A 23388-nucleotide genomic window follows, 5' to 3' on the forward strand; every position below is an offset into this window, starting at 1 on the left:
CCGGCCCGGCCGCCAGGCACCCGTCAACCTGGGCCTGTCAGAACCACCTTGCGGGATACTGGACGTCATGGGACAGGTTGAGGACCAGATCACGCCCTTCCTCAAGGCACGCCGCGCCGCGCTCGACCCCGCCGCCCTCGGGCTGCCGAACGGGGTCGCGCGCAGGCGGGTCCTCGGCCTGCGGCGTGAGGAGGTCGCGCAGCTCGCGGGCATCTCCGTGGACTACTACACGCGCATCGAGCAGGGCAGGGCGCCCGCGATCTCCGACTCCGTCCTCGACGCCATCGCCAGAGCGCTGCGGCTGAGCCCTTCCGAGCACACCTACCTGCGCAACATCACGCTGCCCGGCCACCGCAACGGGGGTGGTGCGTGTGCGCGGGCCGACCGGCCGGTGGTGCGGCCGCAGATCCTGGAGCTGCTCCAGGCCATGGACGACAGCGTGCCCGCGATGGTCTACGGCCCCGGCATGGACATCCTCGCCTGGAACCGGCTCGCCAACCGGCTGGCGTTCGACTACGACGCGTTGCCCGAGGTCGACCTGAACGCGGGCAGGCTGGTGTTCCTGCGGCCGGAGGCCCGCGAGCTGTACCCGGACTGGACGCGGATCGCCGAGGAGACGGTGTCCGCGCTGCGGGCCGAGATCGGCCACTTCCCCGGTCACGGCAGGCCGCATCAGGTGATGTGTGAGCTGCGGGACACCAGCGCGGACTTCCGCCGGTTCTGGGACGCGCAGGACGTGCTCGACCGCGACCACGGCAGCAAAAGGATCATGAACCCGGAGGTCGGTGAGCTGGTCGTCACATTCGAGGCGTTCACGATCCCCAATACCCCGGACCAGCGGCTGTGCACCTACACGGCGCGGAAGGATTCGGAAACGGAACACAAACTTCGTGAGCTGGCAACGAAAGTAGCCGTTCTCGCCTGACGGGGAACAAAGTCGGCGAACGCGGAGTTGCAGCAGACCATGGAACAGGCCACTCTGCACAGTCCATCCAACGTGGACCGTTCGGGGCAGTCGGCAGAGTCGCCAACTGGAGCCGCGAGACTGAAGATCATCCTTGTTCTCGGCGCGCTCATCGCTCTCGGTCCCCTGACCATCGACATGTACCTCCCCGCGCTGCCCGCACTCGGCGCGGACCTCATGGCCTCCGAGTCGGCGGTGCAGCTCACGCTCACCGGCACGCTCGTCGGCCTCGGGCTGGGCCAGCTCGTGATCGGCCCGCTCTCCGACGCGGTCGGCAGGCGCAGGCCGCTCATCGCGGGCACGGCGGTCCACATCGTCGCGTCACTGCTCGTGCTGGTCGCGCCGAACGTGCTGATCCTCGGCCTGCTGCGGACGCTCCAGGGTGTGGGCGCCGCGGCCGCCATGGTGGTCGCCATGGCCGTGGTCCGCGACCTGTTCACCGGGCGCGCGGCGGCGACCATCCTGTCCCGCCTGATGCTGGTGATGGGTGCGGCCCCGATCCTCGCGCCGTCGATCGGCGCCGGGATCCTCCTGTCCGGCTCGTGGCGCGGGGTGTTCGCGGTGCTGGCGGCGCTCGGGGTGGCGCTGCTGCTCGTCGCGATCTTCCTGCTGAAGGAGACGCTGCCGCCGGAGCGCAGGCGCACCGGCGCGGTCCGGCCCGTGCTCGCCACCTACCGGATGCTGGTCACCGACAAGCAGTTCGTGGTGCTCGCGCTGGTCGCGGCGCTCGGCATGTCCGCGCTGTTCTCCTACGTGTCCGGTTCGTCCTTCGTGCTGCAGGACACCTTCGGGCTGTCCCAGCAGGAGTTCGGGCTCGTGTTCGCGATCGGCGCGGTGGCGCTGATCGGGGCGTCACAGCTGAACGTGGTCATGCTGAACCGCTTCACAGCACAGCAGATCGTGTTCGGGGCGCTGGCGGCAGCGGTCGGTTTCGGCGCGGTGCTGGTGGTGTTCGCGGCGTCCGGTTTCGGCGGTCTGCCCGGCTTCATGGTGCCGCTGCTGCTCCTGCTCGGTGCGGTCGGTTTCGTGCTCCCGAACGCACCCGCGCTGGCGCTGTCCCGCCACGGTGAGGCGGCGGGCACCGCGGCCGCACTGCTCGGCGCCGCCCAGTTCGGGCTGGGTGCGCTGATCGCCCCGGTCGTCGGCGTGCTGGGCAACGACGGCCCGGCGATGGCGCTGACCATGACCGGCGGCGTGCTGGTCGCCTGGGTCGCGCTGGCCGCGACGATGGTCCGGCAGCGGGTGCTCGTCACCGCATAAGCTGGGTGTATGCCCGAGGGTGACACCGTCCACGCCACAGCCCACCGGCTGACCGAGGCGCTGGGCGGTGTCACCCTCGTGCGCGCCGACCTGCGCCACCCCCGGTTGTCCACTGTGGACCTGACGGGCCGGGTGTTCGACCGGGCCGTGTCCGTCGGCAAGCACCTCTTCCTGCGCTTCGGCGGCGAGTTGAGCCTGCACTGCCACCTCGGCATGGACGGCTCCTGGCGGGTGTACTCCGGCCGCGCGCCGATCACCCACCAGACCCGTGCGGTGCTCGGCGTCCCCGGCAGGACCGCCGTCGGCAACCTGTTGCTGGAGATGGCGCTGCTGTCCACTCCGGACGAACACCGGCTCGTCGACCACCTCGGCCCGGACCTGCTCGCACCCGGCTGGTCCGACGAGCACCAGGCCGAGGCCGTCCGCCGCCTGACCGCCGACCCGGCCCGCGAGCTGGGCGCGGCGCTGCTGGACCAGCGGGTGATGGCCGGGGTCGGCAACGTCTACAAGGTCGAGCTGTGCTTCCTGCTCCGGGTCACACCGTGGACCCCGGTGTCCGAAGTGGACGCGGAGAAGGTCGTCCGGTGGGCGCGGAAGCTGTTGCTGCGCAACGCCTTGAACCCCATCCGCAACACGACCGGCGACCCGCGCCGCGGCCGGTCGCTGTGGGTGTACGGTCGCAGGCGGCAGGGCTGCCTGCGCTGCGGCGGCCCGGTGGTCTACACCCCCAACGGCGACCGCGTCAGCTACCACTGCCCCCGCTGCCAGCAGGGTCCCGGTCCGTCCTAGCGCGGAACAGCACGGCGCCGCCGTCGCCTTCCGGCACGAACTCCTCGTGCTCCACGGTGAACCCGGCCTCGGTCAGCCATGCCCGGTTGGTGTCGGCGTCCGCGTGGCTCCACCACATGGCCGCGCCGCCGCCGAGCCAGTTCTCGTCGACGCCGGTCCACGCGCCGTGCCCCATGGTGCAGAGGAACCAGCCGCCGGGCCGCAGCCACCGCGCGATCCGCGCCAGCAGTGGCGGCTGCTCGGCGAGCGGCAGGTGGATGAGCAGGTAGAACGACGTCACCGCGTCGACCGACCCGGCCGGGAAGTCGACCTCGGACACGTCCGCGCACACGAACTCCGCGCCCGGGACCAGCTCGCGCGCCCGCCGGACCTGCACCTCGCTGAAGTCCACCCCGGTGACGCGGTGACCGGCGTCCGCGAAGGAGGACGCCACCGGCAGGCCGCACCCGCTGCCGAGGTCCACGACCCTGCTGCCCGGCGTGAGCCCGCCGAGGAGGCCGGTGAGCCACGGCCGGTACTTCGTGCCGGTCGGGTAGGCCTGTTCGTAGGCGTGGGACAGCACGTCGTAGCCGCGGCGGACGACATCCTTCATGTCAGAGATTCTTCAGACCCGCCGCGACCCGGTAAAGGAGGTCCAGGGTCGGCTTGTCCTCGGCCGTCTCGTGGACGTGCAGCAGGCCGAGGTCCACGACGTCCGCGATCAGGACGCGGGCCGCGCCCAACGGCAGCCCCAGGTGGGCCGACACCTCGGCGGTCGAGTGCGGGGTCCGGCACAGGTCGTAGATGGCCCGCAGGTCGTCGCGCAGGCCTGCGCGGTCGCGGCCGCGGGACAGGGCCGTCGACAGCAGTGTCTCCAGTTCGAGGCGGTAGTTCACGTGCGTGCGCCCGCCGGTGCGCGTGTACGGCCGGACCAGCTGCTTCGGGCTGCTCGCCTCCATAGACAGCGCCTCCGCCGACAGTGGTGCCGGCTCTTTCGGCTCCGGCCACGGGCCCGCGTCGGCCAGCGGCGACACGAGGTCGGGTGCGGGGGTCGGCGGCGGGGCCAGGGGGAGGAGCTTCTTCGCCTTCTTGTCGCGGCGGCCCAGCGACTTGCGGCCCGCCGGGACCACGGAGCGTGGGCCGATCGGCAGGATCGCCGGAGTGGGCGGGGGCAACGTGCCGCTCACGGCGCCGTCCGGTTCCGGGGCGGGTGGCGGCGTCTCGTCGGGTGGTCTCGGACGGAAGTCGTTCGCTTCCCACTCCTGGTAGTTGCCCCAGCCGCCGTAGTACAAGCCTGCTCACCACCACTGGTCGGCCTAGGTGGGCGGATATTACGTCGATTTCACATCGCCCGGCAAGGGTCTTCCAGCCCGGAGGGGAGGGGTGGCGGAGAGGTGCCCGCGGTAAATCAGGTGTTGACTTGGGGTAGTCAAACCAGGTAAACACAACGATACAAAGATGAAACGGTGGTAAATCCACATGTACGCAGAAGAGCGGCAGCAGCACATCGTGGACCGGGCCCGGCGCGAGGGGCGGGTCGACGTCGCCGACCTCGCGTCCGAACTGGCCGTGACCGGCGAGACGATCCGGCGTGACCTGTCCGTCCTCGAGCGTCATGGCCTGCTCCGCCGCGTACATGGTGGCGCGATCCCCGTCGAACGGCTCGGCTTCGAGCCGGCGCTGGCCGCCCGCGACGCGGTGCTGGGCGCGGAGAAGGACCGGATCGCGAAGGCCGCCCTGGCCGAGGTCCCCGAGGAGGGCTCGATCCTCCTCGACGCGGGCACCACCACCGCCAGGCTCGCCGAGATCCTGCCCGTGGACCGGCAGCTCACGGTCCTCACCAACGCGCTGCCCATCGCGCTCTCGCTCGCGGGCCGCGCGAACTTCAACGTCCTGTTCATCGGTGGCCGCGTCCGCTCGCGCACGCTCGCCTGCGTCGACCCGTGGGCCATGGAGGCACTCGCGCAGTCCTATGTGGACGTCGCGTTCCTCGCGACCAACGGGATGTCCGTCCAACGTGGTCTCACCACGCCTGACCAGGCGGAAGCCGCCGTGAAGAAGGCCATGGTGGCCGCCGCGCGCCGGACGGTCCTGCTCGCGGACCACACCAAGCTGTCCTCCGACCACCTCGCGCGCTTCGCCGAGCTGTCGGACATCGACATGTTCATCACCGACAGCGGCCTCGACCCGCAGACCGCGGCCGAGATCGAGGGGCAGGGACCGAGGGTGATCCGCACATGAACCTTTTCGCCGAGCACGAGCGTGGTCGGAGAGTGACCAGCGCATGATCCTGACGCTCACCTTGAACCCCAGCCTGGACCGCACCATCGAGGTCCCGGAGCTGGTTCGCGGTGCGATGGTCCGGGCGAGCGGCACCCGCCTCGACCCGGGTGGCAAGGGCGTCAACGTCGCCCGTGCCCTCGCCGCGCACAAGCTGCCGACCTGCGCGGTCGTCCCCCGTGGCGGGCCGGAAGGCAGGCAGCTCTGTGAACTCCTCGAAGAAGAGGGCATCGACGTGTGTGCGGTGCCGGTCACCGGGCACACGCGGTCCAACGTGAGCCTGGTCGAGCCGGACGGCGAGGTCACCAAGATCAACGAGCCCGGCGGCGAGCTGGTGCGCGACGACATGGAGCGCATCGTGAAGGCGGTGCTGGACACCGCGGTGGCCGCCGACTGGGTGGTCGCGAGCGGCAGCCTCCCGCCCGGCGTCCCGGACACGTTCTACCGCGACCTCGGCGCCCGGCTGACCGAGCGCGGCATCCGGTTCGTCGTCGACACGTCCGGGCCCGCGCTCACCGCGGCGCTCGCGGCGCGGCCGACGCTCGTGAAGCCGAACCGGGAGGAGCTGGCCGAGTCGGTCGGGTTCGGGATCGACACGCTCGCCGATGTGGTCCGGGCCGCGGAAGTGTTGCGTGGCAAGGGGGCGGAGACGGTGCTCGCCAGCCTCGGCGCCGACGGGGCGGTGCTGGTGGACGGGCAAGGGGTGCGTTACGGCGAGTCGCCGGTCGACCGCGGCCGCAGTGCGGTCGGTGCGGGCGACGCGATGCTCGCCGGGTATCTGGCCGGTGGGGTGACCGGCGGGGATGCCCTCGTCGAGGCGTTGTCGTGGGGTGCGGCCGCGGTCCGGTTGCCGGGCAGCCGGATGCCGGGCCCCGGCGACGTGGACCGCGACTCCGTCCGGGTCCACGCCTCGGCTGACCTCTCACGTGCCCTCGACGGAGGGCAGCACACTGCGCAGCAGAAACTGGAGCGGATTCAATGACGACTGACGTCTCCCAGCTGAAACACTTACAGGGCAACGGGGTCCGCGCCCGGATCCAACGTTTCGGCGGCAACCTGGCCGGCATGATCATGCCCAACATCGGCGCGTTCATCGCGTGGGGCCTGATCACCGCGCTGTTCATCCCGACCGGCTGGCTCCCGAACGCGACGCTCGCCGAACTGGTCGACCCGACGATCAAGTTCCTGCTGCCGATCCTCATCGGCTACACCGGCGGCCGCATGGTCCACGGCCAGCGCGGCGCGGTGGTCGGCGCGATCGCCACCATGGGTGTGATCGTCGGCGCGGACGTGCCGATGTTCCTCGGCGCCATGATCATCGGCCCGCTCGCGGCACTGCTGATGAAGTGGTTCGACCGCGCGCTGGAAGGCAAGATCAAGTCCGGCTTCGAGATGCTGGTCAACAACTTCTCGGCGGGCATCCTCGGTGGTGCGATGGCACTGCTCGGCCTGGTCGGCATCGGCCCGATCGTCGAGGCGCTCACCAACGGGGCCAGCAACGTCGTCGACTTCCTCGTCGACAACAGCCTGCTGCCGCTCGTGTCGATCGTCGTCGAGCCCGCGAAGGCGTTGTTCCTCAACAACGCCATCAACCACGGCGTGTTCGGCCCGCTGGGCCTGGAGCAGGCGCGGGAGACCGGCCAGTCGATCCTGTACATGATCGAGACCAACCCCGGCCCCGGACTCGGCATCCTGGTCGCGTTCTGGCTGTTCGGACCGCGCAAGACCCGGCCGACCGCCCCCGGCGCGATCATCATCCACTTCTTCGGCGGCATCCACGAGATCTACTTCCCGTACCTGCTGATGAAGCCGAAGCTGATCCTGGCCGCGATCGCCGGCGGCATGGCCGGTGTCGGCACCGCGCTGGTGACCAACTCCGGTCTCGTCGCACCGCCCGCGCCGGGCAGCATCTTCGCCTACATGGCGGTCACGCCGCGCGGTGGTCACCTGAGCGTCCTGCTCAGCATCGCCGTCGCCACGGCCGTCTCGTTCATCGTCGCGGCGGTGCTGATGAAGTTCGGCCGCGGCGCAGACGCCGACGACACGTCGGCCCCGGATCCGTCGGCGGCCGCCGCCCCGGCCGCCGACGCCCCACCCCCGCTGGACGACGCCCCGGCTTCGGCACAGGGCAACGGAGCCACCACGACCCGGCCCGTCATCTCGGGCAGCGATGTCAAGAGCATCGTGGTCGCCTGCGACGCGGGCATGGGGTCCAGCGTGATGCTGGCGTCCCAGATGCGGACCCGGCTCAAGCCGTACGGCGTGACCGTGGAACACGTCGCGGTCAACGACATCCCGGCCGGGGCGCGGCTCGTGCTCACGCACGCCGACCTCGCCGACCGGGCCCGCTCGACCGTGCCGCACGCGGTGGTCGTGGAGTTCCGGATGTTCCTGGGCGACCCGGCGTTCGACCGGCTGGAGAACGCGATCAAGGAAGGCGGCGAGATCCGTGGCTGAGTCGACGGTCCTCCCGAAGGAGGGCATCCGCCTCGGCCTGGCGGCCGCCGACAAGTGGGACGCGATCCGCCAGTGCGGCGCCGTGCTCGTCGAGCTCGGCGCGGTCGAGGACGGCTACCCGGACACCATGCTGGAACGCGAGAAGTCCGTGTCGACGTTCATCGGCGAGGGCGTCGCGATCCCGCACGGCACCGACGAGAGCCGCGCACTGGTGCGCCGCACCACGCTCGGGGTGCTGCAGTTCCCCGGAGGGGTGGACTGGGACGGCCAGACCGTCACGATCTGCGTCGCGATCGCCGCGAAGGGCGACGAGCACGTGACCGTGCTGTCGGCCCTCGCGCAGATCCTCATGGATCCCGCGCAGGCCGAGCAGCTGCGCGGCTCGGCGAGTGTCGACGCGGTCCACGACCTGCTCGCATCAATAGGGAAGGACCTGTAACCCATGAAGGTGGCGCGTTTCTACGCCCCCGGTGACATCCGCCTCGAGGAGGCGCCCGAGCCGGACCCGGGCCCGGACGAGGTGAAGATCGCGGTGAAGCAGTGCTCGACCTGCGGCACCGACGTCAAGATCTTCAACCACGGCCACCACCACCTGGTGCCACCGCGCGTGATCGGCCACGAGATCGCCGGTGAGGTCGTCGAGGTCGGGTCGGACATTCCCGAATCGAACGCAGGCGGCTGGGCCGCGGGCGACCGGGTACAGGTCATCGCGGCCGTCCCGTGCGGCCAGTGCGCCGAGTGCCGGGACGGCCGGATGCAGGTCTGTCCCAACCAGACCTCGGTCGGCTACCACTACGACGGCGGGTTCGCCGAGTACCTGATCGTGCCGAGGCAGGTGCTCGCGGTCGACGGGCTCAACCGGATCCCCGATGGCGTGGACTTCGCGGAGGCCTCGGTCGCCGAGCCGCTCGCGTGCGTGCTGAACGGGCAGGAGCTGGCGAAGGTCGGCCCCGGCGACGACGTGGTCGTGGTCGGCGCCGGGCCCATCGGCTGCCTGCACGTGCGGCTCGCGCGGGCCCGCGGCGCCAACCGGGTGTTCCTGGTGGAGCTGAACCGCGCGCGCCTGGACATGTCCGCGGCGAAGGTCAGGCCGGACGCGACGATCTGCTCGGCCGAGGTCGACGCGATCGACGAGGTGAAGAAGCTGACCGACGGGCGCGGTGTGGACGTCGTCATCACCGCGGCCGCCGCCGGTGCCGCGCAGGAGGACGCGCAGCACATGGCCGCCCGCAGCGGCCGGATCAGCTTCTTCGGCGGCCTGCCGAAGGACAAGCCGACGATCACGCTGGACTCCAACCTGGTGCACTACCGCGAGCTGACCATCGTGGGCGCCAACGGTTCCAGCCCCGCGCACAACAAGAAGGCGCTCGAGCTGATCGCGTCCGGCCAGGTGCCGGTCGCCGACCTGATCACGCACCGGCTCCGGTTGTCCGAGCTGCACGACGCCATCAAGCTGGTGTCGTCGGGTTCGGCGATCAAGGTGACCATCCAGCCGTAAGTTCGGCAGGGCCCCGTCGAGGAGGACGCATGCCCACGAGGGACGTTGTTGTCGGGTCACGGATCGGCCTGCACGGCAGGCCGGCGGCGACCGTCGTGAAGACCGCACAGGCCCAGTCGGTGACCGTGCGCATCGGCACCGGGGAGAAGCCACCGGTCGACGCGAGGAGCATCATCGCCGTGCTCTCGCTGGGCGCGCACGGCGGTGACACGGTCACCATCTCCGCGGACGGCGACGGTGCCGACGCCGCCCTCGCGGCGATGGCCGAGGTGCTGGAGAAGGATCTCGATGCCTGAGCTGCACGGGTTGGGCGTCAGCCCGGGACGCACGGCGGGCCCCGTCCACGCGATGGGTGCCCCGCCGGTCCTGCCTGCCGAGGTACCGGCCCCCGGCCCGGACGAGACGGAGCGGGCGGCGAAGGCACTCCAGTTCGTGGCCACGTCACTCGACGAACTGGCCGCGCGGGTCACCGGTCCCGCCGCGGAAGTCCTCGCCACACAAGCGATGATGGCCGCGGACATGACCCTGGCCGAGGCGGTCACCGCGAAGGTGGCCTACGGCAGGCCCGCGGCGTGGGCGATCACGGACGCCATCGCCGACCAGCAGCAACAGTTCGCTTCGCTGGGCGGGTACTTCGCCGAGCGGGCGGCGGACCTCGCCGACCTGCGGGACCGCGCGGTGGCATGGCTGCTCGACGTGCCGATGCCGGGCCTGCCGCGCCCAGGCGTCCCGTACGTCCTGGTGGCCGACGACCTGTCCCCGGCGGACACCGCACTGCTGGACGACTCGGTCCTGGCGATCGTCACCCGTCGCGGCGGCCCGACGAGCCACACGGCGATCCTGGCGCGTGCCCGTGGCCTGCCCGCGGTGGTGGGCTGCGCCGGAATCCTCGACGTGCCGGACGGCACGCCGGTGTCGGTGGACGGCGTCACCGGCGCGGTGGCCGAGGTTTCCCCGGCACAGGCCGAGGAGATCGCCGCGGCCGGGCAGGAAGAACGCGAACGGAACGCGTCCCTGACCGGGCCGGGCCAGACCGCCGACGGTGTCGCGGTCCCGCTGCTGCAGAACGTGGGCGGCGCGAAGGACCTGACGCCCGACGGTGCGGGTGTTGGCCTGTTCCGCACGGAGTTCCTGTTCCTGGGACGGACTTCCGCGCCTCCGGTCGCCGAGCAGGAGACGGCGTACCGGGAGCTGTTCGAGGTGGCGGGGGACCGCAAGGTGGTGCTGCGGACCCTGGACGCGGGTGCGGACAAACCGCTGCCGTTCCTCGGGCTGGCGGCGGAGGACAACCCGGCCCTCGGGGTGCGCGGGCTGCGCACGTCGCGCGTGGACCCGTCGGTGCTGGCCGAGCAGCTGGAGGCGGTGGCCCGCGCGGCCACCGCCACGTCGGCCGACGTGTGGGTGATGGCCCCCATGGTCGCCACGGCCGAGGAGGCCGCGGAGTTCGCCGCACTGGTGTACAAGGCGGGGCTGCGGACGGCCGGCGTGATGATCGAGGTGCCGGCCGCGGCGCTGAAGGCCCGGCAGATCCTGGCCGAAGTGGACTTCGTGTCCCTGGGCACCAACGACCTGAGCCAGTACACGATGGCGGCGGACCGGATGAACGGCGAGCTGGCGGACCTGCTGGACCCGTGGCAGCCAGCGGTGCTGGAGCTGGTGGCGCTGGTCGCGTCGGCCGGGCAGGAACTGAGCAAGCCGGTGGGCGTGTGCGGCGAGTCGGCCGGGGATCCGTTGCTGGCGTGCGTGTACGCGGGCATGGGGATCACGACGCTGTCGATGTCGGCGCCGTCCGTGGCCGCTGTCCGGGCGTCGCTGGCTTCGCGGACGTCGGCTGAGTGCCGCCGGCTGGCGGAGCTGGCGCTGGCGGCCCCGACCGCGGAGTCGGCCAGGAAGGCAGTAGCGGAGGCCTGATGCCATGAGGGCGCCGCGCGCGAGGCTCCGTCAGCACTAGACCGACGGACGGATCAGTTCCTCCGCGACCCACTTCGCCACGCCTGCCGGGTACGGCGCCGGCAAGCTCAGCACGATGTGGCGGAACCCGGCCTCAGCCGCCACCGCGATGGCCGACCGTGTCACCTCTGGCGAGTCGTACGACACCGGTACGGGGATCGAGCGGGTGATCGAAGCCGGGTCGCGGCCGATCTCCGCGCAGTAGCGGTCCAGCAGCGCGCTGCGCTCGACCATGTCGTCCCCGCCGGGGAAGTTCCACAGGTCCGCGTGCTCGGCGACCACGCGCAGCGTCGCCGACGAGCGGCCGCCGATCAGGATCGGCGGGTGCGGGCGCTGGACGGGCTTGGGGTTGCCGAACGCGCCGGTGAGGCGGACGTGGGTGCCGGAGAAGTCGAACGGCTCCCCGGCGGTCCACAGGCGCCGGATCACCGTGCACGCCTCGGCGAGGGCGGCCACCGCGTCCCCGGCGTCGTGGTACGGCAGACCGTGGGCGTCGTACTCGCGTCGTGCGAGTGGATGGCTGGGCCGGGAACCCGCGCCGATGCCGAAGTCGAGGCGACCACCGGACACGATGTCCACGGTCGTCGAGATCTTGGCCAGGACAGCGGGCGGGCGGAAGCGGTTGCTCGTCACCAGCACGCCGAGTCGCAGCCGCCGGGTCCGCGCGGCCAGGGCCGACAGCAGCGTCCACCCTTCGAAGGCAGGCCCGGCGGGGTCCCCGCCGATCGGCATCAGGTGGTCGAACAGCCACGCGTGCTCGATCTCGGCGACCTCGTCCGCCTCACGCCAGACCCGGACGACGTCGTCGTAGGTGACCTGCATGGGCGCTGTCATGATCCCGAAACGCATGAGAGGGTCCTCCGTGACACCACGATAACCGGAACGCTGCTCCGCAACGATACGGAGCAACGTTCCGGTTCGCAAGGGAGGGTGCATGCGGGCGGATGCGCGGCGCAACGAGAAGGCGCTGCTCGACGCGGCGGCCTCGGTGTTCGTCGCCTCGGGGGTCGACGCGCCGGTGCGGGCGATCGCGGCCGAGGCCGGCGTCGGCATGGGCACGATCTACCGCCACTTCCCGACCAGGGCGGACCTGGTCGTCGCGGTCTACCGGCACCAGGTCGAGGCCTGCGCCGAGGCCGGGCCCGCCCTGCTGGCCGAGAGCCCGTCCCCGCACGTCGCGCTCGGGAGGTGGATCGACCTGTTCGCCGACTTCCTCGTCACCAAGCACGGGCTGGCCGCCGCCCTGCGGTCCGACGAGGCCGGCTTCGAGACGCTCCACGCCTACTTCCTGGACCGCCTCGTGCCCGTGTGTGCCGACCTGCTCGCGGCCGCGGCCGAGGCGGGTGACATCCGTGCGGGTCTTGACGCCTACGAGTTGATGCGAGGTGTCGGCAACCTCTGCATCGGAGCCGACCACGACGACCGGTACGACGCGCGCAAGCTGGTCGGGTTCCTCGTCGCGGGGCTGCGGCCCTAGTCGGACACGACGGTCAAAATTCGGTCACCGGGTGTACTAACACCGGGGATCACCGTCCCCGTTCATGATCAACTGTCAAATACTGTCCGGCTCGTTACGCCATTTGGGCCTTAACTTTCGTCGACGATCGACATAAGTTCGAGTCGTTTAGTCGGAAGCGGCTATGTCCACGCCACCAGAGGGACGCCCGGAAAGCCACCCCGGGTCGAAAGGCGAGGCAGCGTGACAACGGACGTCACCCACGTGCCATCTGTGTGTCGCGCCGCGTCTCCACATCCCAGCAGCAACGCGAGCGGTCCGCGCGACCGCTCCTTCCCGTGCCCATGAACGGAGTTCCACAATGGACAGAGACGGCCGACCGGCGCTCTCGCGCCGATCGATGCTCGCCGGCGCCGCGGCAGCGGGTGTACTCGCCCCCGCCGTAGCGGCCAGCGGCGTCGCCGCGTTCTCCGCGGCGGCCGGGGCCGAGTCCGCGTCCGCGACCGCGGCAGCGGCAGGCCAGACCCGCCAGATCACCCTCTACGCCGAGCTGTTGCCCGGCACCAACCTGGTCGGCTACGCCCTTGAACCCGGCAAGCCGACGGTCCCCGGCCCCCTGCTGGAGATCTACGAGGGCGACACGCTGGAGATCGAGCTCGTCAACAACACCGACGAGCGGCTGTCGATCCACCCGCACGGCGTGAACTACGACACCAACTCGGACGGCGCGCCGTTCAACGGCTCGTTCAACAACCCCCGCGAGACCCGCGTCTACACCTGGCGCACCCGCACCACCTACCAGCGTGACGGTGTGTACATGCCGGGCAGTGCGGGCTTCTGGCACTACCACGACCACGCGATGCGAGGCGACCACGGGACCATCGGGCTCATGCGCGGCCTGTACGGCGGGCTGATCGTCCGCAAGCGCGGCGACCTGCTGCCCGACCGGCAGTACACGGTCGTGTTCAACGAACAGACCATCAACAACAAGATCGCCCCGGACACCCCGATGTTCGAGGCGAACCAGGGTGAGCGCGTCGAGTGGATCTGCATCGGGCACGGGAACCTGCTGCACACCTTCCACCTGCACGCACACCGCTGGGCGGACACCCGCACCGGCATGCTGGCGAGCGCGAACGACAACACGCCGGTCCTCGACAACAAGGACCTCAACCCCGGCGGCTCGTTCGGATTCCAGGTCATCGCCGGTGAGGGGGTGGGCCCGGGCGCGTGGATGTACCACTGCCACGTCCAGGGCCACTCCGACTCCGGCATGTCGGGTGTCTTCCTGGTCCGCAACCCGGACGGCAGCATGCCGCCCGGCGCGCAGGAGGCGATCGACCGCTTCCACGGCCACGCGCACACCTCGATGTCCGCGACGGAGATGAAGGCCATGGGCGCCGAACCCGTGCCCACGGGCCCGCACGACGGCATCGCGCCGATCGCGCCGGACAACCCGTCCGCCAAGAAGGCCAAGAAGAACCAGCCATCCACCAAGCCAACGCACGGCGGCCACAAGTAAGTGCAGAGAAAGGACAGCCCGACCATGGGGCGAAGAAGCTCTATCGGCTGGTCGCGAAGGCGACGAGCCCGCGGATACACAGCGCTCGGTGCAGCGCTGGCTCTCGGTGCGTCGTTGATCAGCACAGTCGCGGCAGTACCGGCACCTGCCGCGGCGGCAGCACCGGCGGCCACCGCACCGATCAACATCCTCGTGTTCCGCGGCGCCGCCGCGGCGCAGAAGGACCCGGTCGTCCGGGCCACGGACGCGATCACCAGCCTGGCGTCCGCGAGTGGCATCGGCGTGACCGCGTCGTCCGACCCCGCGGTGTTCAGCGCCGCGAACCTGGCCAAGTACCGCGGCGTCGTATACCTGTCGGCACAGGGCGTCGAGCTGAACAGCGGGCAGGAAGCCGCGCTGCAGCGCTACATGAAGGCAGGCGGCGGCTTCCTGGGCATCTCCGACGCGGCCCGCGCGCAGGAGAACTCCACCTGGTTCACCGGCCTCATCGGCGCTCGTCCGGCCGGCTCCCGGCTCGTCTCCGAGGTCACGGCCAGCGGTGAGAACGCGCCGAACGAGGGCAAGGACAAGCTGATCGACGGGGACCCGGCCACCAAGTGGCTGGCGTTCAGCCGCACGGCCTGGATCGCCTACAAGCTGGCCGCGCCCTTCGCGGTGTCGAGCTACTCGCTGACCTCGGCGAACGACTTCGACAACCGCGACCCGAAGAACTGGACGCTGCAGGGCTCCAACGACGGTACGACGTGGGTCGATCTGGACACCCGCACCGACCAGGACTTCCCGCAGCGGTTCCAGAAGCGTGAGTTCACGTTCACCAACACCACGGCGTACGCGCACTACCGGCTGAACATCACCGCGAACGCCGGTGAGACCGCCACGCAGCTCGCGGACTGGGACCTGGTCGCGGACGACTCGGAGCTCCCGCCGCCGCCGGAGCCCGCGGTGCAGGAGGCGACGATCGACGTCACCGACCGGCACCACCCGGCCAACGAGGGCCTCGGCATGACCTGGAACCGCACGGACCGCTTCCTCAACTGGGAGCAGAACCCGGTCGGCCAGGTGCACACGATCGCCCAGGTGCGGGAGAACACCTACACCCCGGGCACCGGCGCGAACGGCGCGTTCCACCCGATCTCGTGGTGCCGTGACTACGAGGGTGGCCGCTCCTTCTACACCGGCATGGGCCGCACCGAGGCGAGCTACGGCGAGGAGGCGTTCCGCAGCCACATCCTCGGCGCGCTGAAGTGGACCACCGGCATGGTGCGCGGTGACTGCAAGGCGACCATCGCGTCCAACTACAAGGTCGAGAAGCTGAACGCGAACAACGCGGCAGGCCAGCTCGACCAGATCGGCGAGCCGCACGGCCTGACGATCGCGCCGGACGGCAAGGTCTTCTACATCGGCCGTGGCGCGTGCGCCGACAACGTGGTGCCCCAGCCGAACGACTGGACCAACCCGGACATCGGCAAGGGCTGCGGCACGATCCACGTGTGGGACCCGGCGACGAAGAAGGCGAAGCTCGCCACCACCCTCGTCGTGATGGGCAACCGCGGCAGCGGTGGCGAACTGGTCAAGAACGAGGAGGGACTGGTCGGCATCACGCTCGACCCGGCCTTCTCGGACAACGGCTGGGTCTACGCCTACTGGATGCCGCACGAGTCGATCGACCGCGACGCCCGGATCGGCAAGCGCACCGTCTCGCGCTTCACGTTCAACAAGACCACGTTGACGATCGACCAGGCGACCCGCAAGGACCTGCTGTCGTGGGACACGCAGATCCACAGCTGCTGCCACGTCGGTGGCGGCATGGCGTTCGACAAGGACGGCAACCTGTTCGTCTCCACCGGTGACAGCAACTCGTCGCAGGGCTCGAACGGGTACTCCGGCAACAACTGGACGCAGGAGTACAAGGGTGTGTCCTTCCAGGACGCTCGCCGCACCTCGGGTAACACCAACGACCTGAACGGCAAGATCCTGCGGATCCACCCGGAGGCCGACGGCACCGCGTCGATCCCCGAGGGGAACCTGTTCCCCGAGGCGAACGACACCGCCAACAAGACGCGGCCCGAGATCTACGTGATGGGTGTCCGCAACCCGGCACGCCTGCAGGTCGACCCGGAGCACAACTGGGTGACCACCGCGTGGGTCGGTCCGGACGCGTCGTCGCCGAGCCCCGAGCTCGGCCCGGCGAAGTACGAGACCGCGACGATCATCACCGAGCCAGGCAACCACGGCTGGCCGTACTGCATGGGCAACAAGCAGCCGTACCGCGACCGCAGCAGCAGTGACGCGGCCGTCCTCACGGGCTGGTACGACTGCGACAACCCGATCAACACCTCGCCGCGCAACACGGGTCTGATCAACCTGCCGCCGGTGAAGAAGAACATGATCTGGTACTCGCCGGACGGTGGGGGCCCCATCTTCCCGAACCGCCCGAACAGCAACATCCCGACCTACGTCGCCGCGGACGCGACCTACACCCAGCCCTACCTGCGTGGTGGCGGCCAGGCGGTCATGTCCGGTCCGACGTACCACTACGACCGCGTCAACACCAACAGCGGTGTCGCGTGGCCGGAGTACTGGGATGACAAGTGGTTCATCGGGGACCAGTCCAACGCGCAGAACCGGATCGCCGTGACGGTGGACCCGGCCGGTGTGCCGACGGCGCAGCCGCCGGTGTTCGCGGAGACGCTGCGGCAGATCATCCCGCCGGGTGGCGGTGACAACAAGCTGCAGAGCTGGATGGACGCCAAGTTCGGTCCGGACGGCGCGCTGTACATGATGGATTACGGCAGCGGCTTCTTCACCATCGCCGCGAACCAGAAGCTGATCAAGATCAGCTACATCGGTGGTGCCGCGACCCCGACGCCGGCGGCGTCGAACGTCGCGGTGCAGAACAAGCCGCTGACCTACTCGTTCAACGGCTCGAAGTCCGGCGGCGTCTCCTGGAAGTGGGAGTTCGGCGACGGCACCATCTCCACGGAGGCCAACCCGAAGCACACCTACACCCGCACGGGCCCGTACACCGCCAAGCTGACCACGACCTACGCCGACGGCGAAGTGGTGGTCTCGCGGACCGCGGTGAACGTGGGCTGCTCGGTGTCGGACCCGACCACCACGGTCAAGTTCGGCCCCGGTGAGGATGCCGTCGACACCACGGTGAACAACAAGAACACCGGTGGCGGCTGCAAGATCGACGACCTGATCGACGACGAGAGCACGTGGCCGTCACACGCCGGCTTCGTGAACCACGTCCAGACAGTCGCGAAGAACCTCAAGCAGCTCGGCATCATCAACGCCGGCCAGCAGACCAAGCTGAACGACGCGGCCAAGGCCTCCGTCATCGGCAACCCGGGTCAGTACGGCTACGACGCGTTGTTCGACGGCACGGAGTCCTCGTTCGCCAACTGGTCGATGGCGCCGTCGGGTGACTTCTCGATCCAGCCGGACGGGTCCCTGCGGCCCAGCGGTGGTCTCGGGATGCTGTGGTACAGCAAGAACTCCTTCAAGGACTTCTCGCTGAAGCTGCAGTTCAAGGACATCGCACCGGAGGGCTTCCGGGCCAACACCGGCGTGTTCGTCCGCTTCCCGGATCTGCGCACGCCGTTGGAGCAGCGCCCGCCGGGCAGCTGTGGCACGGTCGGCGCCGCGCGGACCTCGCAGGCGTGGGTCGCGATCTACTGTGGACACGAGATCCAGATCTACGACGGCGAGACCGGTGAACCGCAGAAGACCGGGTCGGTCTACAACTTCGACCCGAACTCCCTCGCAGGAGCCGGTGCCACGCCGAAGAACCAGTGGAACGACTACGAGATCAAGGTTGTCGGCCAGCACTACACGATCATCCGCAACGGCGTGGTGATCAACGAGTTCGAGAACGCACCGGGGCAGGAGTCCTCCCGCGCCGGTGACCCGAACACGACGCTGCGCCAGTTCGCGGAGGGCTTCATCGGCCTCCAGAACCACGGCAACAACGACCTCGCCGAGTTCCGCAACGTCCGGGTGCGGCCCCTGTAGCCGGATCGGCCGGGCGGCGCGCGCACGTGGCGCCGCCCGGCCGCCCCTCTTGGAGGACTTTCTGACATGTCCCGACGCTTCATCGCCGCGTTAGGCGCGGCGGTGGCCGTTCTCGGGCTGGTGGCGCTCCCCGCGTCCGCCTCCCGGGCAGCGGAACCACCGCCCGTCACCGCGGCCGCAGCAGCACAGACACTCACGTGGACCGCGGACGAGAACCAGAACGCGTACACGTCCGCACCGACCACCGCGGTCGCCGGCGAGACCACGATCATCTTCGAGAACAGCGAGGCGACCGGCAACGAGGTCGGCATGTCGCACACGCTGACGTTCGATACGTCCACGCCGGGCTACAACCACGACGTGTCGCTGAACATCACGGCCAACCCGTTCGACGCCAACAACGGCCGCCACGAGGCGACCGTGACGCTGGCGCCGGGCAAGTACCGCTACTTCTGCACAGTCCCCGGCCACAGCACGATGGCCGGTGAGTTCACCGTGGAGGGCGGCGGCGGGGACACCACCGCGCCGACGGTGACCGCCACGATCACCGGTACGCAGGACACGAACGGCAACTACGTCGACCAGGCGACCATCAACCTGGCCGCCACCGACAACACCGGCGGTTCCGGTGTCGCGTCCACCGAGTACAAGCTGGACAGTGGCGCGTGGACCCCCTACACCGCACCCGTTGCGGTGTCGGCGGTCGGCGCCCACACCGTCGCCTACCGCGCCACCGACGTGGCGGGCAACGTGTCCACGGAGGGCTCGAAGACCTTCACCGTCGTCGAAGGTGGCGGCGGTGAGGACACCACGCCGCCGACCGTCGACGCGACGGTCACCGGCAACCAGGACGGCGACGGCAACTTCGTCGAGTCCGCCACGGTGACGGTCACCGCCACCGACAACGAGGGCGGCTCCGGCGTGGCGACCACCGAGTACAAGCTGGACGACGCCGCGTGGGCGCCGTACACCCAGCCTGTGCTGGTCTCCGTGCTGGGCGCGCACACCGTGGCCTACCGGGCGACGGACGAGGCGGGCAACGCCTCCACGGAGGGCTCGAAGCAGTTCACCGTGGTGGCCGACTCGTCCGACACCACGGCGCCGACGGTCGACGCCGAGGTCTCCGGCACGCAGGACGACGAGGGCAACTACGTCGACGTCGCCACCGTGACCGTCTCCGCACAGGACGCCGAGTCCGGTGTCGCGTCGGTGGAGTACAAGGTGGACGATGGCGCGTGGACCGCGTACTCGACGCCGGTCGCGGTGAACACGCCCGGCATGCACATGGTGGGCTACCGCGCCACCGACGTGGCGGGCAACGTCTCCGAGGAGGGCATGGCCCACTTCACGGTGGTCACGCAGGACACGACCGCGCCGGAAGTGACCGGGCAGGTAGTCGGTCAGCAGGACGAGAACGGCGCCTACATCGGCTCCGCCATGGTGACGGTCTCCGCGACCGACAACGAGGGCGGTTCGGGTGTCGCGTCGGTCGAGTACAAGCTGGACGACGCCGAGTGGGCGCCGTACACCGAGGCCGTGCAGGTCTCGGCGGCCGGCGAGCACACGGTCCTGTTCCGCGCGACGGACGGGGCGGGCAACGTGTCGACGGAAGGCTCGGAGACGTTCACCGTGGTGGCAGGCGAGGTCGACGAGACCCCGCCGTCGGTGTCCGCGGTGGTGAGCGGCACCCAGAACTCGAGCTGGCAGTTCCTCGACGCGGCGAACATCGGCATCTCCGCGCTGGACACCGGTTCGGGGGTCGGCTCCGTCGAGTACAAACTGGACGGTGGGGCCTGGACCGAGTACTCGGAGCCGGTGGTCGTGAACACGGCGGGCACGCACAACTTCGCCTACCGCGCGACGGACCTGGCCGGCAACACGTCGGCCGAGCTGACGGGTTCGTTCACGATCGTCGAGTCCGGCCCCGCGCCGGGCCCGGACGTGTGCCCGGACTCGGATGTCCGCGACACCGTCATCATCGGTGACATCGACAGCCAGGTGGCGAACATCGACACCGGCAACGGCTGCACGATCAACGACGTCATCGACGAAGACGGTCAGTGGAACACCCACAACCAGTTCGTCCGGCACGTCAAGGCAGTGACGAGGGAACTGGTGCAGAACGGCGTCATCACCGGCGCCCTGCGCGATCGAATCGTGACCGCGGCCGTCAACTCGACCGTGGGCACCCCGACGTCGCGAGTCTGACTCGCGCGTCGGCAGGAGAGCCTCCCCGGGCGGTCACCGCCTGCCCGGGGAGGCTCTTTGTATTGGTGGGCCGGGGAGTCAGGCGGTGTGCACGCCTTCGGCCACCTCGACCACCTGCTGCTGCGTGAAGCCGCCGGACGCCTGGAGCAGGAACGCGCGGCCATCCGGCAGCAGGGCCTGGAGCATCCACGTGCCGTCGGTCAGTGCGAGCAGTTCGCCGCGGCCGCCGTTGATCGTGACCGGCACGCTCCGCTCGACGAGCACCATCGTGCCCTCGGCGAAGTCCTCGACCAGGCCGTCCCGGAGGCTGACGGTCAGCTCCCGGTCCGGGGACGCGGGGTCGAGGACGGTCGTCACGCCCGGCTTGAAGGCGGCCAGTTCCCAGCCCGCCGGTGCGACACCGATCGACAGCTCGAGTTCGTCGGTGGTGGCCACGAGCGTGTCGGCCAGAGCGCGCACGGCCTTCTCGGAGGCGAACCGTCCGCTGCCCGACAGGATCGTCCACGCGCCCGGCGCGCTCTCCCACGACAGCCGCACCGTACGGTAGATCTTCGACGGGTCCGCGCCGTCGAACGCCTCGAGTTCCGCCACGAACGCCTTCTTCCCGTCGTAGGTCGTCTCGCGGTGGTCCTCGTCGATGTTCTGCGGGTTGTGTCCGCGCCAGGAGACCAGGACGCCGATCCGGTCGTGAGCGCGGGGATCGGGAGGGCTGTAGAAACGACCGATCCACCCCGGCTCGCCCGTGAGGCCACCAGCGTCGAGACCGTCCGGGACCGGATTCAGCTCGGGCGGGAGGGGCGGGGTGCGGAACTCCACGAGGCGGACCGGTCCGCTGTTCTCCGCCCGCGGGACCTCGGTGGTGTCGCCGCCGAACTGGCCGACGGCGACGACGGTGCCGATGACGAGCGCGGCGGCGACGGCCGCCGCGATGCGCAGGCTGAACCTGGTCTTGCGCGGCTTCGCCGTGGGTGGTGACAGCTCTGCCATCAGGTCGGCGCGGGCGCTCGCCAGCACGGCCTCCGACGGCGGCGACGCGGACGGGCCGTAGTCGCGGAGCACGGTGAACTCGTTCAGGTCGGTCATGCGGACTCCTCGCTCGTCAGCCAACGCGGGCCGAGGTGGGTGCGGACCACGCCGCGGGCACGGTGCAGCCGGGAGCGCACGGTGCCGACCGGCACGTCGAGCGCGGCGGCGATCTCGCTGTACGGCAGCTGCAGGTACGCCCACAGCAGCAGCACGTCGCGATCCGGTTGCGCGAGACCGGCCAGCACGTCGGCCAGGTCGGCACGCAGCGCCTGCGCGTCGACCCGGCTGTCGGTGCTGGTGCCGAACTCGTTCGCGGTCGGGTCGAGCGCCGCCGCGGCTCTGCCGAGCGCCCGGTAGCGGCGCTCCTCGTCGCGGGCGTGGCGGCGCACCAGGTTCGTGGCGATGCCGAACAGCCAGGCACGCACGGGCCCGCGCGCCGGGTCGTAGCCTTCCCGGCCCCGGAACGCCTGCAGGAACGTCTCGCTCAGCAGGTCGTCGGCCAGCGCCCCCACCCGGCGCGACAGGTAGCCGTGCACCACCGGCGCGTACCGGTCGAACAGCCCGGAGAACCGCTCCGGCTCGTGCAGGGAGTCGGCGAGCAGCCGCTCGTCCGCCGGGGGCGAGCCGGGTGGCGCGGCACCGGAGCCGACTGGCGATCGTGTCGTGGTCATGCCCCCTGTTGCCCGCAACGACGATTCGGTTCACTCGATCGCGTCGAATTGTTCCAGTGCGCCGGTGACCTGCTCGGCCAGAGCCGACAATGCTTGGCGTTGTACCACGATCTCGACGGCGCCGTACGGAGACCGGCCGCAGACGATCTGCGTGCGGTCGGTGCGTTCCTCGGCCATGGCCATCACATCAGGTTGACGACGGAGGTGTTCGATGGGGCGTGGCCCGCTCCCGCCGCTGGTCCACAAGATCATGTGTGGGCAGCGGCTGGAGGCGCTGCGTGAGCGTGCGCTGCTGTCACAGCTGGAGGTGGCCAAGCGGTTCGAGTGGTCGCAGTCCAAGGTCGCCAACATCGAGACGGCCGTGAGCGCGGTCAGCCGGCGGGACCTGGAGCTGCTGCTCGAGCTGTACGAGGTCGCCGAGCGGGACGAGTTGTTCGAGATGGCGGCGGCCGCGCGGAAACAGCTGCCGCGCTGGAAAGGCGTGCTGCGCAACAGGTTCGAGGGCACCATGCGGCAGGTCGTCGACATGGAGTTCAGCGCGGAGACCACCTGGCGCCACAACAGCATGGTCGTCCCCGGGCTGCTGCAGACCGAGGACTGCATGCGCTACCTGTTCCGCGCCTACCGCCCGTCGTGGCCCGCCGACGAGGTCGAGAGCGGTGTGGAGCGACGGCTCGGCCGCCAGGCCGCGCTGGACAACACGGACCAGCGGTTCTGGTTCGTCATCCACGAGGCGGCGTTGCGCTCGCTGGAGAACGTCGGCGGCGGCGACTCGGTGCTGCGTGAGCAGGCGCGCGTGCTGATGGCGGCCATCGACCGGCCGAACGTGGAGGTGCGGGTCTCGCCCTTCCGCAACGGCTACTACCCGGGCCAGGAGGAGACCTACACGATCTTCGGTTTCGACACCGTCCACGTGACGTACGTTGAGAAGTACGACGGCGGCGACATCCTGCACGACGAGAAGAACCTCACGAGGTTCACCACGTTCTGGGAGCAGCAGCGGGTGCACGCTCTCGGGCCGGAGCAGACCCGCCCGTTCCTGTGGGAGCTGTCACGGCCGTAGCCGCGCGCACCAGAAAGGAACTGCCGATGAACTGGCGGAAGTCGAGCTCCAGTCAGGGCAACACCAACTCCGACTGCGTGGAGATCGCCAGGACGCCCGAGCTGACCGCCGTTCGCGACTCCAAGAACCCCGACGGCGGCCTGCTGACGCTTCCCGAGCCGGCGTGGCAGGCGCTCCGCGCCTCCCTCTAGTGCTGTGTCCACTTCGTTGGCCGGGTTGGGTTGTCCTCGTCAAGGGGTTCTGCCTTG

The 23388-nt window shown here is 70.1% G+C and carries 22 protein-coding genes; 16 read left to right on the top strand and 6 right to left on the bottom strand.

What is annotated here, in order from left to right:
• Positions 1-67: 67 nt before the first annotated feature.
• From FHR82_RS02935 to FHR82_RS02945, 3 genes are read left to right on the top strand one after another with little or no spacing between them, the layout of a single operon-like run.
• The gene (locus FHR82_RS02935; RefSeq protein ID WP_184808641.1) at positions 68-925 is read left to right on the top strand and encodes a helix-turn-helix domain-containing protein; all 858 of its coding nucleotides are present in this window, start codon (positions 68-70) and stop codon (positions 923-925) included.
• A 39-nt stretch (positions 926-964) separates the two neighbouring features.
• Complete coding sequence (locus FHR82_RS02940) at positions 965-2224, top strand: multidrug effflux MFS transporter (protein ID WP_184808642.1); 1260 nt, start codon at positions 965-967, stop codon at positions 2222-2224.
• Positions 2225-2233: 9 nt separating this feature from the next.
• Positions 2234-3013, top strand: coding sequence for a DNA-formamidopyrimidine glycosylase family protein (locus FHR82_RS02945; RefSeq protein ID WP_184808643.1), 780 nt, complete (start codon positions 2234-2236; stop codon positions 3011-3013).
• Here the strand turns inward: FHR82_RS02945 and FHR82_RS02950 are convergent.
• Positions 2967-3605, bottom strand: coding sequence for a class I SAM-dependent methyltransferase (locus FHR82_RS02950; RefSeq protein ID WP_184808644.1), 639 nt, complete (start codon positions 3603-3605; stop codon positions 2967-2969). The two genes, FHR82_RS02945 and FHR82_RS02950, sit on opposite strands and share 47 nt — an antisense overlap.
• A gap of 1 nt (position 3606) precedes the next feature.
• Positions 3607-4284: a DUF742 domain-containing protein gene (locus FHR82_RS45605; protein ID WP_225943965.1), complete on the bottom strand. Its 678-nt coding sequence runs from the start codon at positions 4282-4284 to the stop codon at positions 3607-3609.
• A gap of 187 nt (positions 4285-4471) precedes the next feature.
• Here FHR82_RS45605 and FHR82_RS02960 point away from each other — a divergent pair, with 187 nt between their 5' ends.
• From FHR82_RS02960 to ptsP, 7 genes are read left to right on the top strand one after another with little or no spacing between them, the layout of a single operon-like run.
• Positions 4472-5233, top strand: a complete 762-nt coding sequence (locus FHR82_RS02960; RefSeq protein WP_184808645.1) for a DeoR/GlpR family DNA-binding transcription regulator — start codon at positions 4472-4474, stop codon at positions 5231-5233.
• 43 nt (positions 5234-5276) lie between these two features.
• Positions 5277-6254 carry a 1-phosphofructokinase gene (gene pfkB, locus FHR82_RS02965; RefSeq protein ID WP_184808646.1) on the top strand — a complete coding sequence of 326 codons (978 nt, stop codon included), beginning with the start codon at positions 5277-5279 and terminating at the stop codon, positions 6252-6254.
• Positions 6251-7729: a PTS mannitol transporter subunit IIBC gene (locus FHR82_RS02970; RefSeq protein WP_184808647.1), complete on the top strand. Its 1479-nt coding sequence runs from the start codon at positions 6251-6253 to the stop codon at positions 7727-7729. The genes pfkB and FHR82_RS02970 overlap by 4 nt, the downstream gene beginning before the upstream one ends.
• Positions 7722-8168 (top strand): PTS mannitol transporter subunit IIA, encoded by a 447-nt coding sequence (locus FHR82_RS45610; protein WP_184808648.1) that lies wholly within the window; start codon positions 7722-7724, stop codon positions 8166-8168. Before FHR82_RS02970 ends, FHR82_RS45610 begins: the two co-directional genes overlap by 8 nt.
• A 3-nt stretch (positions 8169-8171) precedes the next feature.
• Entirely contained in the window at positions 8172-9227 is a 1056-nt protein-coding gene (locus tag FHR82_RS02980; protein ID WP_184808649.1) for a zinc-dependent dehydrogenase, read from the top strand.
• Positions 9228-9256: 29 nt separating this feature from the next.
• Positions 9257-9523, top strand: a complete 267-nt coding sequence (locus FHR82_RS02985; protein WP_184808650.1) for an HPr family phosphocarrier protein — start codon at positions 9257-9259, stop codon at positions 9521-9523.
• Positions 9516-11138, top strand: a complete 1623-nt coding sequence (gene ptsP / locus FHR82_RS02990) for a phosphoenolpyruvate--protein phosphotransferase (protein WP_184808651.1) — start codon at positions 9516-9518, stop codon at positions 11136-11138. Before FHR82_RS02985 ends, ptsP begins: the two co-directional genes overlap by 8 nt.
• 36 nt (positions 11139-11174) lie before the next feature.
• Here ptsP and FHR82_RS02995 read toward each other — a convergent pair whose 3' ends face one another.
• The gene (locus tag FHR82_RS02995; protein ID WP_184808652.1) at positions 11175-12026 is read right to left on the bottom strand and encodes an LLM class flavin-dependent oxidoreductase; all 852 of its coding nucleotides are present in this window, start codon (positions 12024-12026) and stop codon (positions 11175-11177) included.
• An 85-nt stretch (positions 12027-12111) separates the two neighbouring features.
• On the opposite strand from FHR82_RS02995, the gene FHR82_RS03000 reads away from it, so the two are divergent.
• From FHR82_RS03000 to FHR82_RS03015, 4 genes are all read left to right on the top strand, one after another.
• Entirely contained in the window at positions 12112-12654 is a 543-nt protein-coding gene (locus tag FHR82_RS03000) for a TetR/AcrR family transcriptional regulator (RefSeq protein ID WP_184808653.1), read from the top strand.
• Positions 12655-12994: 340 nt separating this feature from the next.
• Positions 12995-14155, top strand: a complete 1161-nt coding sequence (locus FHR82_RS03005) for a multicopper oxidase domain-containing protein (protein ID WP_184808654.1) — start codon at positions 12995-12997, stop codon at positions 14153-14155.
• 24 nt (positions 14156-14179) lie between these two features.
• A complete protein-coding gene (locus FHR82_RS03010) occupies positions 14180-18172 on the top strand; it encodes a ThuA domain-containing protein (RefSeq protein ID WP_184808655.1) in 3993 nt (1330 codons plus the stop codon).
• Between the two features lie 66 nt (positions 18173-18238).
• On the top strand, positions 18239-20380 hold the full coding sequence (locus FHR82_RS03015) for an OmpL47-type beta-barrel domain-containing protein (protein ID WP_184808656.1): 2142 nt from the start codon (positions 18239-18241) through the stop codon (positions 20378-20380).
• 78 nt (positions 20381-20458) lie between these two features.
• On the opposite strand, the gene FHR82_RS03020 is transcribed toward FHR82_RS03015, so the two are convergent.
• Genes FHR82_RS03020 through FHR82_RS03030 form a run of 3 tightly spaced genes read right to left on the bottom strand, consistent with a single transcriptional unit; the run spans position 20459 to position 22254 of the window.
• On the bottom strand, positions 20459-21463 hold the full coding sequence (locus FHR82_RS03020; RefSeq protein WP_184808657.1) for a hypothetical protein: 1005 nt from the start codon (positions 21461-21463) through the stop codon (positions 20459-20461).
• Entirely contained in the window at positions 21460-22077 is a 618-nt protein-coding gene (locus tag FHR82_RS03025; protein ID WP_184808658.1) for an RNA polymerase sigma factor, read from the bottom strand. The genes FHR82_RS03020 and FHR82_RS03025 overlap by 4 nt, the downstream gene beginning before the upstream one ends.
• A gap of 30 nt (positions 22078-22107) precedes the next feature.
• Positions 22108-22254: a hypothetical protein gene (locus FHR82_RS03030; RefSeq protein WP_192772866.1), complete on the bottom strand. Its 147-nt coding sequence runs from the start codon at positions 22252-22254 to the stop codon at positions 22108-22110.
• A 34-nt stretch (positions 22255-22288) separates the two neighbouring features.
• Between FHR82_RS03030 and FHR82_RS03035 the strand changes: the two genes are divergently transcribed.
• Positions 22289-23140, top strand: a complete 852-nt coding sequence (locus FHR82_RS03035) for a helix-turn-helix domain-containing protein (RefSeq protein ID WP_184808660.1) — start codon at positions 22289-22291, stop codon at positions 23138-23140.
• Positions 23141-23166: 26 nt separating this feature from the next.
• The gene (locus FHR82_RS03040) at positions 23167-23331 is read left to right on the top strand and encodes a DUF397 domain-containing protein (RefSeq protein WP_184808661.1); all 165 of its coding nucleotides are present in this window, start codon (positions 23167-23169) and stop codon (positions 23329-23331) included.
• Positions 23332-23388 lie beyond the last annotated feature (57 nt).

Origin of the sequence: Actinophytocola algeriensis (assembly GCF_014203735.1) — a bacterium.
In the GTDB taxonomy this organism is placed as follows: Bacteria; Actinomycetota; Actinomycetes; order Mycobacteriales; family Pseudonocardiaceae; genus Actinophytocola; species Actinophytocola algeriensis.